11 protein-coding genes and 3 tRNA genes are annotated in these 15,565 nt (G+C 52.8%); 9 read left to right on the forward strand and 5 right to left on the reverse strand.

The annotated features are described in order from the left end of the window. Positions 1–54: 54 nt before the first annotated feature. From clpB to rluD, 3 genes are all read right to left on the reverse strand, one after another. Entirely contained in the window at positions 55–2,628 is a 2,574-nt protein-coding gene (clpB, locus tag CX651_RS04180; protein WP_101053837.1) for an ATP-dependent chaperone ClpB, read from the reverse strand. A 96-nt stretch (positions 2,629–2,724) separates the two neighbouring features. After that, positions 2,725–3,438 (reverse strand): peptidoglycan editing factor PgeF, encoded by a 714-nt coding sequence (gene pgeF / locus CX651_RS04185; RefSeq protein ID WP_101053840.1) that lies wholly within the window; start codon positions 3,436–3,438, stop codon positions 2,725–2,727. Between the two features lies 1 nt (position 3,439). Beyond that, positions 3,440–4,414: a 23S rRNA pseudouridine(1911/1915/1917) synthase RluD gene (gene rluD, locus CX651_RS04190; protein ID WP_025012060.1), complete on the reverse strand. Its 975-nt coding sequence runs from the start codon at positions 4,412–4,414 to the stop codon at positions 3,440–3,442. A gap of 122 nt (positions 4,415–4,536) precedes the next feature. Here rluD and CX651_RS04195 point away from each other — a divergent pair, with 122 nt between their 5' ends. From CX651_RS04195 to CX651_RS04215, 5 genes are all read left to right on the forward strand, one after another. Then, a complete protein-coding gene (locus tag CX651_RS04195) occupies positions 4,537–5,298 on the forward strand; it encodes an outer membrane protein assembly factor BamD (RefSeq protein ID WP_101053843.1) in 762 nt (253 codons plus the stop codon). 267 nt (positions 5,299–5,565) lie between these two features. Next, positions 5,566–5,641 (forward strand) — tRNA-Phe (locus CX651_RS04200). Between the two features lie 52 nt (positions 5,642–5,693). Then, positions 5,694–5,780: transfer RNA gene (locus CX651_RS04205), tRNA-Leu, on the forward strand. Positions 5,781–5,813: 33 nt separating this feature from the next. Then, positions 5,814–5,900, forward strand: a tRNA-Leu gene (locus CX651_RS04210). A 165-nt stretch (positions 5,901–6,065) separates the two neighbouring features. Further along, positions 6,066–7,688 (forward strand): methyl-accepting chemotaxis protein, encoded by a 1,623-nt coding sequence (locus tag CX651_RS04215; protein ID WP_101053847.1) that lies wholly within the window; start codon positions 6,066–6,068, stop codon positions 7,686–7,688. A gap of 211 nt (positions 7,689–7,899) precedes the next feature. On the opposite strand, the gene CX651_RS04220 is transcribed toward CX651_RS04215, so the two are convergent. Then, the gene (locus CX651_RS04220; protein ID WP_101053850.1) at positions 7,900–9,762 is read right to left on the reverse strand and encodes a methyl-accepting chemotaxis protein; all 1,863 of its coding nucleotides are present in this window, start codon (positions 9,760–9,762) and stop codon (positions 7,900–7,902) included. A 573-nt stretch (positions 9,763–10,335) separates the two neighbouring features. On the opposite strand from CX651_RS04220, the gene CX651_RS04225 reads away from it, so the two are divergent. From CX651_RS04225 to CX651_RS04235, 3 genes are read left to right on the forward strand one after another with little or no spacing between them, the layout of a single operon-like run. Further along, positions 10,336–10,893, forward strand: a complete 558-nt coding sequence (locus tag CX651_RS04225) for an RNA polymerase sigma factor (protein WP_371873330.1) — start codon at positions 10,336–10,338, stop codon at positions 10,891–10,893. Next, positions 10,890–11,411, forward strand: coding sequence for a hypothetical protein (locus CX651_RS04230; protein WP_044735059.1), 522 nt, complete (start codon positions 10,890–10,892; stop codon positions 11,409–11,411). The genes CX651_RS04225 and CX651_RS04230 overlap by 4 nt, the downstream gene beginning before the upstream one ends. Continuing rightward, entirely contained in the window at positions 11,408–12,346 is a 939-nt protein-coding gene (locus tag CX651_RS04235) for a DUF4097 family beta strand repeat-containing protein (RefSeq protein WP_101053854.1), read from the forward strand. Before CX651_RS04230 ends, CX651_RS04235 begins: the two co-directional genes overlap by 4 nt. Positions 12,347–12,393: 47 nt before the next feature. On the opposite strand, the gene rsuA is transcribed toward CX651_RS04235, so the two are convergent. Next, entirely contained in the window at positions 12,394–13,086 is a 693-nt protein-coding gene (gene rsuA / locus CX651_RS04240) for a 16S rRNA pseudouridine(516) synthase RsuA (protein ID WP_054744570.1), read from the reverse strand. Between the two features lie 290 nt (positions 13,087–13,376). Between rsuA and CX651_RS04245 the strand changes: the two genes are divergently transcribed. Further along, entirely contained in the window at positions 13,377–15,476 is a 2,100-nt protein-coding gene (locus CX651_RS04245; RefSeq protein ID WP_101053858.1) for a M13 family metallopeptidase, read from the forward strand. Positions 15,477–15,565: the final 89 nt, after the last annotated feature.

Genomic DNA, 15,565 nt, shown 5'->3' on the forward strand with positions numbered 1-15,565 from the left:
AAAGGAGCGCTCAAAGCGCTCCTTTTTGTTTTTGGTTTGTTGTTTATGGTGTGATTACTGCTCAAACACCAAGTTGTCGTCGCGATAGTCCACCTTGATCGGCTGACCTGGCAGCAACTCGCCTCTAAGCAGCTTTTGCGCCAGTGGGTTTTCCACCTCTTGCTGCAGTGCCCGCTTCAACGGCCTTGCACCATACACTGGGTCGAACCCGGCTCTGGCAATAAAGCTCAGCGCGGCATCTGTGATCTCCAGCTCGAACTCTTTCTCCGCCAAACGTTGGCGCAGCGACTCGACCTGAATCGCGGCAATACTCTTGATATGCTCGCTATCCAGCGGGTGGAACACCACGGTTTCGTCGATCCGGTTGAGGAACTCGGGGCGGAAATGGTGCTGCACCACATTCATCACCTGAGCCTTCATCTCATCGTAACTTTGGTGACTGAACTGCTCCTGGATAATGTCGGAACCCAGGTTCGAGGTCATAATCACCACAGCGTTACGGAAGTCAACCGTACGCCCCTGACCATCGGTCAGGCGGCCATCATCCAGTACTTGGAGCAGTATGTTGAACACATCCGGGTGTGCCTTTTCCACCTCATCGAGCAGGATCACCGAGTAGGGACGACGGCGCACCGCTTCGGTAAGGTAACCCCCTTCCTCATAACCCACATAGCCCGGAGGCGCCCCGACCAACCTGGAGACTGAGTGTTTCTCCATAAATTCGGACATATCTATCCGCACCATGGCGCTCTCTGTGTCGAACAGGAACTTGGCCAGCGACTTACACAGCTCGGTCTTACCTACCCCGGTCGGGCCGAGGAACAGGAAGGAGCCTATGGGCCGGTTAGGATCGGCCAGACCCGCGCGGCTACGACGAATAGCGTTGGCCACGGCATCGACCGCCTCATCCTGGCCGATCACCCGCTCATGCAGCGCATCTTCCATATGCAGCAGTTTTTCCCGCTCGCCTTCGAGCATCTTGGAAACCGGGATCCCGGTCGCCTTGGAAAGTACCTCGGCAATTTCAACATCCGTGACCTTGTTACGCAGCAAGGTCATATCCTGCATCTCGGCCTGAGACGCCAGATCCAGCTGTTTCTCCAGCTCGGGGATGCGGCCATATTGCAGCTCGGACATCCGGGTCAAATCACCGGCGCGGCGCGCCACTTCCATATCCAGTCTGGCTTGCTCCAGATCCGCCTTGATATGCTGAGTGCCCGCCAGTGCCGCTTTTTCTGTGTGCCAAATCTCATTAAGTTCGGCAGCCTTCTGCTCCACTTCCACCAGCTCGCTGCGCAGATGTTCGAGACGCTTACGACTGGCCTCATCGTTTTCCTTCGCCAACGCCTGCTCTTCCAGCTTGAGCTGAATGATTCGGCGTTCGAGGCGATCCAGCGGCTCCGGCTTGGAGTCTATCTGCATCCGAATGCTGGAAGCGGCTTCGTCGATAAGGTCGATGGCCTTGTCAGGCAGCTTACGATCTGACACATAACGGTGGGACATGGTCGCCGCCGCCACAATCGCCGGATCGGTAATTTCCACATGGTGGTGCAGCTCGTAGCGCTCTTTCAGACCACGCAGAATAGCGATGGTATCCTCGACACTGGGCTCATCCACCAGGACTTTCTGGAAGCGCCGCTCCAGCGCCGCATCTTTTTCAATATACTGACGATACTCGTCCAGGGTAGTGGCACCGACACAGTGCAGCTCACCGCGGGCCAGTGCCGGCTTGAGCATATTACCCGCATCCATGGCGCCATCGGATTTACCCGCGCCCACCATAGTATGCAGCTCGTCAATAAAGAGGATCACCTGGCCCTCTTCCTGAGCAAGCTCGTTGAGCACAGCCTTGAGTCTTTCTTCAAACTCACCCCGATATTTGGCACCAGCCACCAATGCGCCGAGATCCAGCGACAATACTCGCTTGTTCTTGATGCCTTCAGGCACCTCGCCGTTGACGATACGCTGCGCCAGCCCTTCAACAATGGCGGTCTTACCCACACCGGGCTCACCGATAAGCACAGGGTTGTTCTTGCTGCGACGCTGCAGTACCTGCACCGTGCGACGAATTTCATCGTCACGGCCAATAACAGGATCCAGCTTGCCCTGCTCGGCACGCTCGGTCAGATCTATGGTGTATTTCTTCAACGCCTGGCGCTGATCCTCAGCATTGGGGTCATCCACCTTCTGGCCGCCACGCACGGCTTCGATGGTTTTCTCCATCAGCTCTTTGGTGGCACCGGCCTGCTTGAGGCACTGTGCCAGGGTGTCGTTACCTTCCAGTGCCGCCAGAATAAACAGCTCACTGGAGATATATTTGTCTTTACGCTTCTGTGCCAGCTTGTCGCACAGATTCAGCAAACGTATCAGCGCCTGGGATAACTGAACATCACCGCCTGTTCCTTCCACCTGGGGCAAGCGCTCCAGTTCCTGACTAATCAAGGAACGCAGAGTGCTGACCTGGATACCAGCTTGGGTCAACAGCGGATGAATTGAACCGCCATCCTGATTCAACAAAGCCATCATCAGATGGACGGGTTCTATGAACTGATGGTCACGGCCAAGCGCCAGAGATTGGGCATCCGAGATAGCAAGCTGAAATTTATTGGTCATACGATCGAGTCGCATACAGCCTCCTGAAACTCTCAAAATGAGGTATTACTTCGTTAGCTTAAATATGAGGATGCTTTAACCGATTTCAAGTCAGACGAATAAAATAACCACTCAATCAGTAAGCCAAATCAACGAGGCCATGCGGCCGGTACGGCCATCGCGGCGGTAGGAAAAATAGTCTTTGTTGTTATAGGTGCAGATATCCAAGGCATATACCTGCCGGACACCCGCCCGCTGCAATCTGAGCCTGGCAAGCCCCTGCAGATCGCCGAGAAACTTATCCCCCTTGGCTACAAAGCAGTTGTCGGCCTTGGGGTCTTTATCGCAAAAAGCAGCACGTACTTCAGCGCCCACTTCGAAGGCCGTTTTGCCTATTGCCGGTCCGAGACAGGCGATAAGCTCAGAGCCGGGACGAAAACGGGCAATTCCCGCTTCGATAACGCCATCACACAGGCCACGCCAGCCGGCGTGCAGCGCCGCCACCTGGGTGCCTGCACTGTCACACAAAAGTACTGGCAGACAGTCGGCGGTCATCACCACGGCCACATGCGCCTTGCTGTCGCTATAACTGCCATCGGCAATCCTTAGGGAGTCACGCGCCAGATCGACGACCTCTGTGCCATGTACCTGCTCCAGCCATGCCGGCTCGCTGGGCAGAGCCAGCCGCTGTGCCAATAAAGCACGGTTGGCCTGCACAGATGCGGAAATGTCTCCCACATGCAGCCCCAGATTCAGGCTGTCAAACGGTGGCAGGCTGACACCGCCATGACGCTGGGTCATGGCGATTCTGACATTGGCCGGCAGCGGCCAGAGACAGCCGTACATGTTACAGATACTCCGGCGGATGCTCTTCGGTGTCTTTACGCAGCGCCTTGGTCAGCTCGACCATATCCTCGGGGATAGGTGCCTGCCAGCTCATCAGCTCACAGGTGATGGGGTGCACCAACTCCAGTCGCACCGCGTGCAGCGCCTGGCGCTTGAAGTTTTTCAGCACTTCGAAAAAGGCTTCACTGGCGGCCTTGGGGGGTTTTGGACGACCACCATAGACGGGATCGCCCACCAACACATGACCTATATAAGCCATATGCACCCGGATCTGGTGAGTCCGGCCACTTTCCAGCCTCAAGCGCAAGCGGGTATGGGCGCGGAATTTTTCCGCCACACGATAGTGAGTCACCGCCGGCTTACCACTGTGGTGCACCGCCATATGAGTACGCTTGGTGGGGTGACGCCCGATAGGCTCATCCACTGTACCACCGGCTGTCATGGTGCCCAGCACTATGGCTTCATATTCACGGGTAATGTCGCGCGCCTGCAGCGCCGCCACCAGATGAGTTTGAGCCTCAACTGTCTTGGCTACCACCATCAGGCCTGTGGTGTCCTTATCGAGACGATGGACAATACCGGCCCTGGGCACATGTTCTATCTCGGGGCAATGATGCAGCAGGGCATTCATCAAGGTGCCGTCACTATTACCGGCACCGGGATGCACCACTAAACCCGCCTGCTTGTTGATCACCAATATATGGTCATCTTCATAGACGATATTCAGATCGATAGCCTGGGCCTCGGCGTGCACCTCTTCTTCCAAAGTGGCTTGAACCTCTATCTCCTGAGATTCCAACACCTTCTCTCTGGGCTTGTTTACCACAGTACCATCGACGGACACTTTGCCATCGAGGATCCATTCCTTGATCCTGGTTCGGGAGTAATCGGGGAACAACTCGGCCAAAGCCTGATCCAATCTCAGACCGGTTTGGGTTGCTGATATCTCGCTTTTTAGATTAATCTCTTGCGTCATAGGAACCGTCCCCAGTTAATGGGGTCAAAAACTGTGTACTTTCTGGTACACTCGGAATCGGCCATTTTATCGTGAAATGGAAAAATTCTTAACTACAACTTACTCAAGAATCGAATTCAAGTATGCATAATATTGCCAAAGGCGCTGCCATAGCCTTTTTTTCGCTGGCCATTGTGGCCTGTAGCAGCAAACCGGAAGACGACTTAATTACCAGCAAGCAGTCTCCGGACGTTCTCTACTCCCAGGCCCGTACCTCTATGGAGCTGGGTAACTATACCAAGGCTGTGCGTTCACTGGAGGCATTGGATTCCCGCTTCCCCTTTGGTCCACACAAGACTCAGGTTCAGCTGGATCTGATTTATGCCTACTATAAGTTGGATGATACCCCGTCGGCAGTCGCCAACATCGACAGATTTATCCGCCTCAACCCCACCCACCCGGATATAGACTATGTCTACTATATGCGTGGACTGGTGAATATGCAGGCCGACAACTATTTGTTCCATGACATGCTCAATATAGACAGAAGCGACAGGGATCCTCAATTTGCCCTCGATGCCTTCAAGGACTTCGAACGCCTGCTCAAGACCTATCCCAACAGCAAGTATGCGGCCGACGCCCAGAAGAGAATGCAGCACCTGAAGAATCGTCTGGCGCTATATTCGGTGAAAGTGGCCGAATATTATCTGAAAATGAATGCCTGGAGCGCAGCCGCCATTCGGGCACAGTCCGTAATGGAAACTTATCCCGGCACTCCATCGACAGAGCGCGCGCTTGAGATCATGGTCACCGCTTATGATGAACTGGGTCAGGAGCAGTTAAAGCAGCACGTACTGACAGTTATGCGTGCCAACTATCCGGGGAACGACCTCCTCAAGGATTAATCCCTTAACGCCCCACTTTAACGTGGGGCGTTTTGTTTCCAGAAGAAGATAAAACCTGCCTCCCCTTAAACCTCGAAATCCCGGCTTTACAGGCTGAGTTTTCGATTGGGCTAATTTACCCCTAGCCCAGCAATGACGCGGCTTTCGTTCAAAAGCTAAGCAATATGCGCCTTTTCGAGTAAAACTTGCTCAAACACGCGTTATTTTGAAATATTTCTCAGAAAAGAGTTGACTCAAAACCGTAAAAGTCTTTTAATGCACGCCGTCGCCCGAATAGCTCAGTTGGTAGAGCAGCGGATTGAAAATCCGCGTGTCCCTGGTTCGATTCCGGGTTCGGGCACCACCTTCAACTTTAAGGTGCTCAGGCGACTGAGGAAATTGCAAAGCAGTACAGTGCAGGTGTGGTGGAATTGGTAGACACGCCAGCTTCAGGTGCTGGTGCCCTCACGGGCGTGGAAGTTCAAGTCTTCTCACCTGTACCAATTAACACATGAAAGAGTCGAAATGAAAACAGTGCAGGTGTGGTGGAATTGGTAGACACGCCAGCTTCAGGTGCTGGTGCCCTCACGGGCGTGGAAGTTCAAGTCTTCTCACCTGTACCAATCATTTAAACCTCGCGATGCGAGGTTTTTTTGTATCCAAAATTTGCCCCTCTCTCGTCTCACGCATTTCATACTTTTTTGCTATACCTTTTGTATGGCTCAACAAATTGGATTGACAGGGCCTCATCCAAGGACAAGTTCCCTTCTGGACCAAGGTTCTCAAGCATGAAGTTACAACTGAAACACAAGATGTTGCTCGGTATGGCCGTGCCTCTTCTCTTGATGCTGCTACTCTGTGGTATCGCCATCAATATCATGAACGAAATCGACTCAGGGGTAGAAAATATCTACAGCGACCGGGTTGTCCCACTCAAAGATCTCAAGAGCATAGGTGATGATTACGCCGTCTTTGTTATCGATGCTATCAACAAGGCCAATGCCGGAGACTTCAGTGCCGAACAAGCCAGTACCGCGCTCAATGAGGCCGACAGAAGCATCAAGCAGAAGTGGCAGGATTACACAGCCACTCAGTTGACCGCCAGAGAGTCACAACTGGTCAATGAGGCCAAGCGGTTATTTATTCCCGCCGATGAACAGATAAAACGTCTGCAACATAAATTGGCCACCATGAGCGGCAATATCCAAGGCCAGCTCAATCAGGAGATCACTCCTCTCTATCAGGTAATAGATCCCATCAGCGGTAAGATTGCCGAGTTGGTCACCCTGCAATTGGATGTCGCCAAACAGGAAAGAGAGCAAGCCCAAAGCCTCTACTCTTCTTCCGTTGTGCTATTTATCTCTCTGGTCAGTGTCGCCATTATCGCCTGCTTACTACTCAGTGTTTGGGTCAACCGCAGCGTCATGTTACCCATAGGCGATATCCTCACCCAGCTGAAGAAAATTCGCAGCGACTCGGACTTAACCGTGCAGTTCAAAACCTTCAACGCCGACGAACTGGGGCAGATATCCGATAACTTAAGAGATGTGATATCTCACCTCAGAGGGATCCTCAATAATATCGCCAATGCCGCCAATACAGTCAGCGACTCGGCGACCGAGCTCTCCAGCTTCACCCAACAAACCAACGAGCGCATGCACAGACAACAGGCCGAGACAGAGCAGACGGCTACCGCCATGAATGAAATGACCGCCACAGTCTCAGAAGTAGCCCAAAGCACCACGGCCGCTGCCGACTCGGCTCACAGCGCCGATGCCAGTGCCGCCAATGGCGATGCAATAGTGCAGGAGTCGATTGCCAGCATGGTGGCACTCTCGGCGCAAATTCAGGGTACGGCGCAGGTGATCACTCATCTGGCCAATGAAAGCCAAAACATAGGCAGGGTACTGGATGTGATTAAGGGAATTGCCGAGCAGACCAATCTGCTGGCACTGAACGCCGCCATTGAGGCGGCCAGGGCCGGCGAGCAGGGCCGGGGTTTTGCCGTGGTGGCCGATGAGGTAAGAACCCTTGCCAGTCGCACCCACAGCTCAACCCAGGAGATTGAGTCCATGATAGCCACCCTGCAGACAGGTGTGCAGGAGGCGGTGACTGCCATGGAGCAAGGCATCACTCAGGTCGAGCAGGCCAACAGCAAGGCCAATATGGCCGGTGAAGCCTTGAAAGAGATAGTGGTGTCAGTCGACTCCATCGCCCAGCTCAATACCCACATTGCTACCGCAGCCGAAGAGCAAAGCAGTGTGGCGGAAGATATCAATCGTAGCATTATGGCAATCAGCGACATCACCCAACAATCGGCCCAGGCAGCCAACGAGTTGACCGAGTCGGTCAGCAACTTAAGCCATCTGGCGGAAAACATGCGCGCCGAAGTGGCCCGCTTTCGTCTCTAACTCTCTGAGGGCCCTTCGGGGCCTATTTTTTATTCCCTGTCAGCTCCAAGCCTTTTGTGAACCAAAAACCTTTGCCGCCATTCCTGACAGACTCCTCGACAAAAGCCGTCTGCACAGCAGAGCAAGAAAGTGCCACAACCGCTAAAGACTACGACTGCAACTAAAACAAAACCGCGGACATTGCCGCGGTTTTTCATCTGTGACCGGATAACTAGATTTTGAATTGGCTCACCGCCTGGTGCAGATAATCAGCGCGGTGGCGAACCTCATCGGATGCAGTGGCATTCTCTTCTGCCGCCTGAGCCGACTCCTCGGCAATATCACGGATCACCACCACGTTCTTATTCACCTCAGCGGCCACCATACTCTGCTCTTCAATAGCGGCAGCAATCTGAGTGCTCATATCCATGATATTGGTGACATCGGCATTGATCTGCGCCAACAAGGTGCCAGCACTGGCCGCCTGCTGAGCGCTCTCACCGCCCTGCTTCTGGCTCTGCTCCATAATATCCACTATCGAATGGGTACGGCTCTGCAGAGTTTGAATGATGCTGGCAATCTCTTCGGTCGACTCTTGAGTCCGCATCGCCAAGCTGCGCACTTCATCGGCCACCACGGCAAAGCCTCGGCCCTGCTCGCCGGCACGGGCCGCCTCAATGGCGGCATTCAGTGCCAGCAGATTGGTTTGTTCGGCGATACCGCGGATCACATCCAGTACGCTGCCTATGGTTTGACTGTCTTTTTCAAGCTCGGCCACCACATTGGCAGAGTCGTTCAGTTGCTGGGCCAAAGACTGGATCTTATTGATAGTATCTTCAACCTCAACTTGGCCTTCCTGGGCATTGTTGTGGGTCTGTTCTGCCTTACCTGCGGCCAGTTCAGTATTCTTGGCAATCTCGTCTATGGTAGCCCCCATCTCGGTGATAGCCGTAGCAACCATATCGGTTTCATTGAGCTGTTTCGACACGCCTTCCGAGGCGCTGATGGCGTTGCGGGACAGCTCTTCACAGGACTGGCGCATGCCATCCACTGATTCGATAACCTGCTCGATCAGCTTCTGGAAACTCTCCACCATACTGTTGAAATGGCGTCCTATCATGCCCAGCTCATCGTTGGAGTCCACATCACAGCGCAGCGACAGATCTTTTTGAAGCTCGATGCGGGAAATGACATCCGTGATACGCTCAACCGGCCTCATAATACTGCGGATAATCATCACAGTACTGACCACCAACAACAACGCAATAAGACCAAATAATGCCAACCCCTGCATGAAGCTGTGCTGCTGCTCGTTTTCCACCTTGGCTATTGCCAATTCTTTCAGCTTGGTAGATGAGCTTTCCGTGGCAAAGATCGCTTCTCGCAACTGCCCCATCATGCCCTTGGACTCGTCGAGTCCCAGCTGCTGTTCCTTGGCCACCAAACTCTTGAAGCTTTGCTGGTACTTGCTCATCAGTTGCTCAATATTGTTACGAACACTGTAGTCCAGCAAACTGGCGCTCAAGGCTTCATTGAAGCGTTCAATATTGCTATCAAACTTATTGAGGTAGCTGAGATCCCGCCGCAACATAAAGTCTTTCTCGTTACGCCTCAGCTGCAGCATCAACACCATAAGCTCAGGCACGTTATGTTCTGCCACCAAGCTTTCGACATTATGCACCGCAGAGCGTAACTCACCGTAAAGACCAGTCTTGGGATCCAGGCCTATCTCCTGTTGCAATTTCACCACTTCGGTAAACAACTGGCGGTAGTTGGCTAAATCACGGTTAAAGCTGTTTATCGGCGCCTCGGGGAGATCATACTCCTTGAAGATCAGTGCCAGTTCTTGCATCAACTGCGCTGTAGCCTGTGCTTCCTGCTGATGTATCTCAACATACTTGAGATCCTGGCGGCCAAAAAAATCCTTCTCATTCTTGCGCATGCTTAATACTTCTTTATCCAGTTCAACCACTTTCTGGATGGCGATGGACAGTTCTGTCTGCACTGAGCTGGAATATTGCTGCAGTGCAAACATCAATACCAAGGCGCCGATCGAAACGGCGGCACTCAGCAACAACTTATGGCGAATAAGCATGGTGTTACCTCAATAAAAAGAGTCACTCTAAAAAAATAGTCGCAATTCTGTCCCAGTGTCAGTTGAGTTAATCCGGTAACAAAAATGTCATCTTATATTGTCAATGATTAACCTATTTAAAAACAGTCACTAGCCTTGTCACAGTGCAAAAAAAATTAAAAATTTTTCTATTAACTGAGTCAAAAAAAACGAAAGCGCCAAGCATCTGTCATTCAAGGAAGGTTTTAACCCGACAAACAGCGATTGCATGCGATATTCAAAAATCAGAAATGAACCCAATAAAAATCTAAGGTTCCCCAATGACTCCCTTATCACAGGTTAGTGTCGTGCTCAGGTTGCCAAACACAATAGCTTTCCAGGGGGCTCCCCGGCCTCCCAGGGAACGGAAAGCAAACAACTGATTTCAGTGAAGCTTGTTTAAGGGATATGCAAATAACCAAATAAAGAAAACATCGAGCAGATTGATTAATCCACCAGATAAATTTTTGGGATTTTTTTATTCTTTTTTAAACCTTTTAAGCGGGTCAAACTATCCAATTACCATGACTCGCCCAAACCATTAAGGACAGCCCAGTGAATGCCAGCCCACAGCTGACAGAAACCAGATACCAGCAAGAAGTGGACTTCCCGCTGGTGCAGCGTGCCCGTTTGGGGGACAAGCTTGCCTTCGCCGAGCTCTACCGCCTGCACCATGGCAGAGTCTATGCATTGTGTTTGCACCTGGCCGGCCAGGTGCCACTGGCAGAAGAGATGACCCAGGACTGCTTTATCCGAGCCTGGGAGAAGCTGGACCAATTCCGCGGTGAAAGCAAATTCAGTACCTGGCTGCACAGCCTGAGCGTCAATCAGGCATTGAGTAGTTTGAAAAAACAGCGCAGCTTCTGGGCCAGATTTCTGCCGGTGACCACAGAGGCAGACACAGAAGAATCAACCACAACCCACACGGAGGAAACCTCTGTATTGGAGCGCAAGATCCTCAAGTTACCCGAACGGGCCAGAGTCGTGTTTGTGCTGTTTGCCATTGAGGGCTACAGCCATGAAGAGATAGCCGCCATGATGGGCACAAGTACCGGCACCAGCAAGGCGCAGTACCACAGGGCAAGAAACTTGCTTCAGGAGATGTTGTCATGAACAAGCAGCCAACATTGGAACAACTGATAGAACAACTGCCACGGGAAAAAACACCCGAGCGTGACCTCTGGCCTGAAATCGCCGCCAGGCTGGAACAATCTCAGCCACCCAAGGCCGCAAAATCCAGCAACGGCTGGCGTAATCTGGCTATCGCCTGCAGTCTGCTGTTGGTATCCCTGCTCGGCTATCAGGGATTGCAGCAAACCCAAAGCCGCGTCGACCCACAGATGCTGGCCATGCTGGAGCAGTTACAGTATCAACACCAACAACAGGTGAAACAACTGGAAGCCAGTGTCAATTTCGGCCAATGGCAAAAGGTCAGCATGACCACGCCGCTCAGTCGCGGCATAGATGAACTCAGGGAAGCCGCAGCGCAGATATTCCAGGCACTAAAACAAGACCCGACCGATCAACAACTTTGGCAACTCTGGCTTTGGGTACAGCAAAGGGAGATAGAACTGCTCACCCGGGGTGAACAACTGCCCACTCAACTCGATCAACAAGGAATCAGCATATGAACAAGATATCACTAACCCTACTCTCTTCAGCCCTGCTGCTGAGCCCGGTATTGCATGCGGCCGAGAAGGTCGATCAAAGTGCGGCGCTGGAGTCCGGAGCCAAATTGAATATCAAGATCCAACGGGGAGAGGTGAAGATCCGCAGTTGGGACAAGGCTGAAGTCGCCATCAAGGGCAAGCTGGATGAGCTCAGTGAAGGCCTGGTGTTTGGTCAGCAGGGCGGCAGCTTTGTTATCGAAGACAAGCTGCCCAAGAGCTATAACAGCCGGGACAAAGACGGCTCAAAGCTGGAGATCTTTCTGCCCGCCACAGTCAATATGAAGCTTAAAGGCGTTTCCGCCGATTATGACCTGCAAGGATTGGAGGGTGAGATCAGCTCGGCCAATGTCAGTGGTGATATCAAGGGCCAGGATCTCAAAGGCAATCTGCAACTGACCACGGTATCCGGCAGTATCCACACCCAGAGCAACCAGGGTGAACTGTATCTGGAAACTGTTTCCGGCGACATTGAGGATAAACAGAGTCTGGGCAAGGTAAGTTATCGCCTGGTGAGTGGCAAACTGAACGCCGAGAGTGATGCCATTGAAGTGGAGCTGGATCAGGTCTCGGGCAAGAGTCAATTGACCCTGAAGGCTCCCGAGTCACTCAAGGCCAGAACCGTCAGTGGCGACTTGAGTATTGCCATGCAAAGCCTGGCCGGCAATGCCCATGTCGATAGCGTCAGTGGCGATATTGAACTCAAGTTTGCCAAACTGCCGAATGCCGCCTTTGATATCAGCGGTGGCCCAGGTGGCAAGATTGACAACCAACTGACTCAGGACTCACCGAAAAAAGCCAAGTACACCAAGGCTGAATCGCTGCAGTTCCAAAGCGGTTCCGGCCAGGCCGATGTCAGTATCAACACCATCAGTGGCCGGATTAAACTGCAGCAATAATCAGCGGTATCGCACCAAGGCCTCCGGCTGGCCTTGGTGCCTTTTCTTCAGCCTACCGAGGCTATCTCGGCTTCGGTCAGATAACGCCACTCACCGGGTTCCAGTTCACTATCCAGCTCTATGGCGCCGATTGACTCACGATGCAGGGCTTCCACTTTATTGCCCACAGCGGCAAACATACGTTTCACCTGATGATATTTACCTTCGGTAATAGTCAGCAAGACTTCGGTCGGGCTAATCAGCTGCAACTGCGCCGGCCGGGTCAGCCCCTCTTCCCGGTGCAGCGCCAGGCCAGCGGCAAATTGTGGGATCAAGTCTTCAGTAACTGGGCTGGCCAGCCACACCCGGTAGCGTTTGCCGCATTCCTTCTTGGGAGAGGTTAGCTTGTGCGACCACTGGCCATCGTCGGTAATCAACACCAAGCCCGTGGTATCGGCATCCAGGCGCCCGGCAATGTGCAGGCTCTCGGGCTTTTCTATCTCCAGTAGACTGATGACCGAAGGATAGACCTCATCCACGGTTGAGCATATGGTATCGACCGGCTTATGCAACATCAGATATCTGTTGCCTATCAAGCTGATAGGTTCACCATCGAAACACACTCTCATGCCATCACGCACCTTGAAGCTGGAGTCCTTGACGATTTCACCATCGACACTGATTTCACCGCGGTGCAGCGCCTTCTTGGCCATGGAACGGGTCAGCTCTGTAGACTCACAGATAAATTTATCTAAACGCACTTGGCTATCCAACCTCTTGAGTTTATGCCGTGTCAATTGCGCGCCATTATGGAGCCTGACGGGCTAAAGGGCAAAGACTGTCAAACGCTCACTCAAATAAGCGCCTGTAACCTTTGCTTACAACTCCCGCGGCGCCGAGGCTCGCTGTCATCGCTGCGGGACTTGTTTACATTCCCACACAGGCCTTAACATAGGCATCACTGCGGTTTTTCCCGAACAAACGGGTGTGCAGCCAATCTGATAAAAATGCCCCCTCGCGGGACAGCAAAGAACAAAGAAAAGGAAACAGCATGAGAAAAGTACTCATTGGGGGATTGTGTGCCTCACTCATCGCAGGCCTATCTGCCTGTAATGACAAAACGGCTGAGACCCAGGCTGAAACAGCCAAACAGCCGGAAGTCGCCAAAACTGCAACTGCCGCCGCCGTCAGCCAAGCTCTGGGCTCAGGAATTGAATTTGCCAACTTTGACAAGTCTGTTCGTCCTCAGGATGACTTCTATACCTATGTCAACGGCGGCTGGATCAAGAACACAGAGATCCCGGCAGATCGCACCAGTACAGGCGCTTTCTATGATCTCAGGGAAAAATCCCGTGACGATGTCAAAGCCATTATTGAAGAAGTGGCGCAAAGCAAAGATCTCAAGCCCGGCAGCGACGAGCAAAAAGTGGCCGATCTTTACCGCTCCTTTATGGACAGCGATAAGCTCAACCAGTTGGGGATCAAGCCACTGGAGAGCGAGCTGGCAATCATAGATGCCATCAAAGACAAGCAAGCACTGGCGGCCTACTTCGGCAAGAGTCAAATTCTCGGTGGCGGCACGCCCATGGCCTTCTATATAGATGTTGATGCCAAGGACTCCAGCCGCTATGCCACCCATATCTGGCAATACGGCCTGAGCCTGCCGGAGAAAGACTATTACTTCAACGAAGGTGAGCGTTTCGTCAACATCCGCAAGGCCTTTGTTGAGCATATCGTCAAGATGTTCACCCTGGCCGGTTTTGCCGAGCCACAACAAAGCGCCGAAGCCATCATGAAGCTGGAAACCGCCATCGCCGCCAAGCATTGGGATGTGGTTGAAAGCCGTGACAGCACCAAGACCTACAACAAATTTGAGGTCAAAGAACTGTCAACATTGGCGCCGGACATCGACTGGAACGCCTACCTGACTGCGCTGGGCGCCGACAAGCAAGCCGATATCATCATCAATCAGCCCAGCTTTATCGAAGGCCTAAACCAGATAGTCAAAGACACAGATCTGGCGACCTGGAAGACATATATGCGCTGGCAGCTGTTGACCCACTTCGCCTCAGATCTGAGCGAGCCGCTGGATAAAGAAAACTTCGAGTTCTTCGCCAAGACACTCAACGGCCAGCAAGAACAGGAACCTCGTTGGAAGCGCGGTGTAGCCAAGGTCAACAGCCTGCTGGGTGAAGTCGTGGGTAAAGTATACGTCAAGCGCCACTTCGCCCCTGAAGCCAAGGAGCGGATGGAGCATCTGGTGGAAAACCTGCGCGGTGCCTACGCCGACAGCATAGATGAACTTGAGTGGATGGGCGCAGACACCAAAGTCGCCGCCAAGGAAAAACTGGCCAAGTTCAACCCGAAAATCGGCTATCCCGACAAGTGGGAAGACTACAGCAAGCTGACTATCAAAGCTGACGACCTGGTCGGTAACGAGATCCGCGCCGGTGAAGTGGAACATCAGAAGCAACTGGCCAAGTTGGGCAGCCCCATAGACAAGGGCGAATGGCACATGACGCCACAAACCGTCAACGCCTACTACAACCCGACCATGAACGAAATCGTGTTCCCGGCCGCCATCTTGCAGCCACCTTTCTTTAATATGGCTGCCGACGATGCCGTCAACTATGGTGGTATAGGTGCGGTTATCGGCCATGAGATGGGTCACGGCTTTGACGATCAGGGTGCCAAGTTCGACGGCGAAGGCAATATGCGCGACTGGTGGACCGAACAAGACCTGAAAGAGTTTGCCGCCCGCGGCAAGGCGCTAATCGCCCAGTATGACGGCTACTATGTGTTTGACGACCTGCACGTTAACGGCAGTCTGACCCTGGGTGAAAACATCGGCGATCTCTCAGGTGTCACAATAGCCTACAAGGCCTACAAAAAATCCTTGGCGGGCAAAGAGGCTCCGGTAATCGACGGTCTGAGCGGTGATGAACGCTTCTTCCTCGGCTTCGCCCAAATCTGGCGTGCCAAGATCAAAGAGGAAGCCATGCGCAACCGAGTGGCCACAGATCCTCATTCACCGGCTAAGTTCCGCGCCATAGGTTCACTGTCCAATATGCCGCAGTTCTACAGCACATTTGACGTGAAGCCAGGTGACGGCATGTATATTGAACCGGCCCAGCGCGTGAAAATCTGGTAATTTTACGCTTGCTCAGAAAGGCGCCTCAAGGCGCCTAATGCCGATCAGTTAAGACAGATCGCTTGACGATCTCACTGAAAGGATCAAAA

The organism is Shewanella chilikensis, assembly GCF_002836945.1.
GTDB lineage: Bacteria > Pseudomonadota > Gammaproteobacteria > Enterobacterales > Shewanellaceae > Shewanella > Shewanella chilikensis.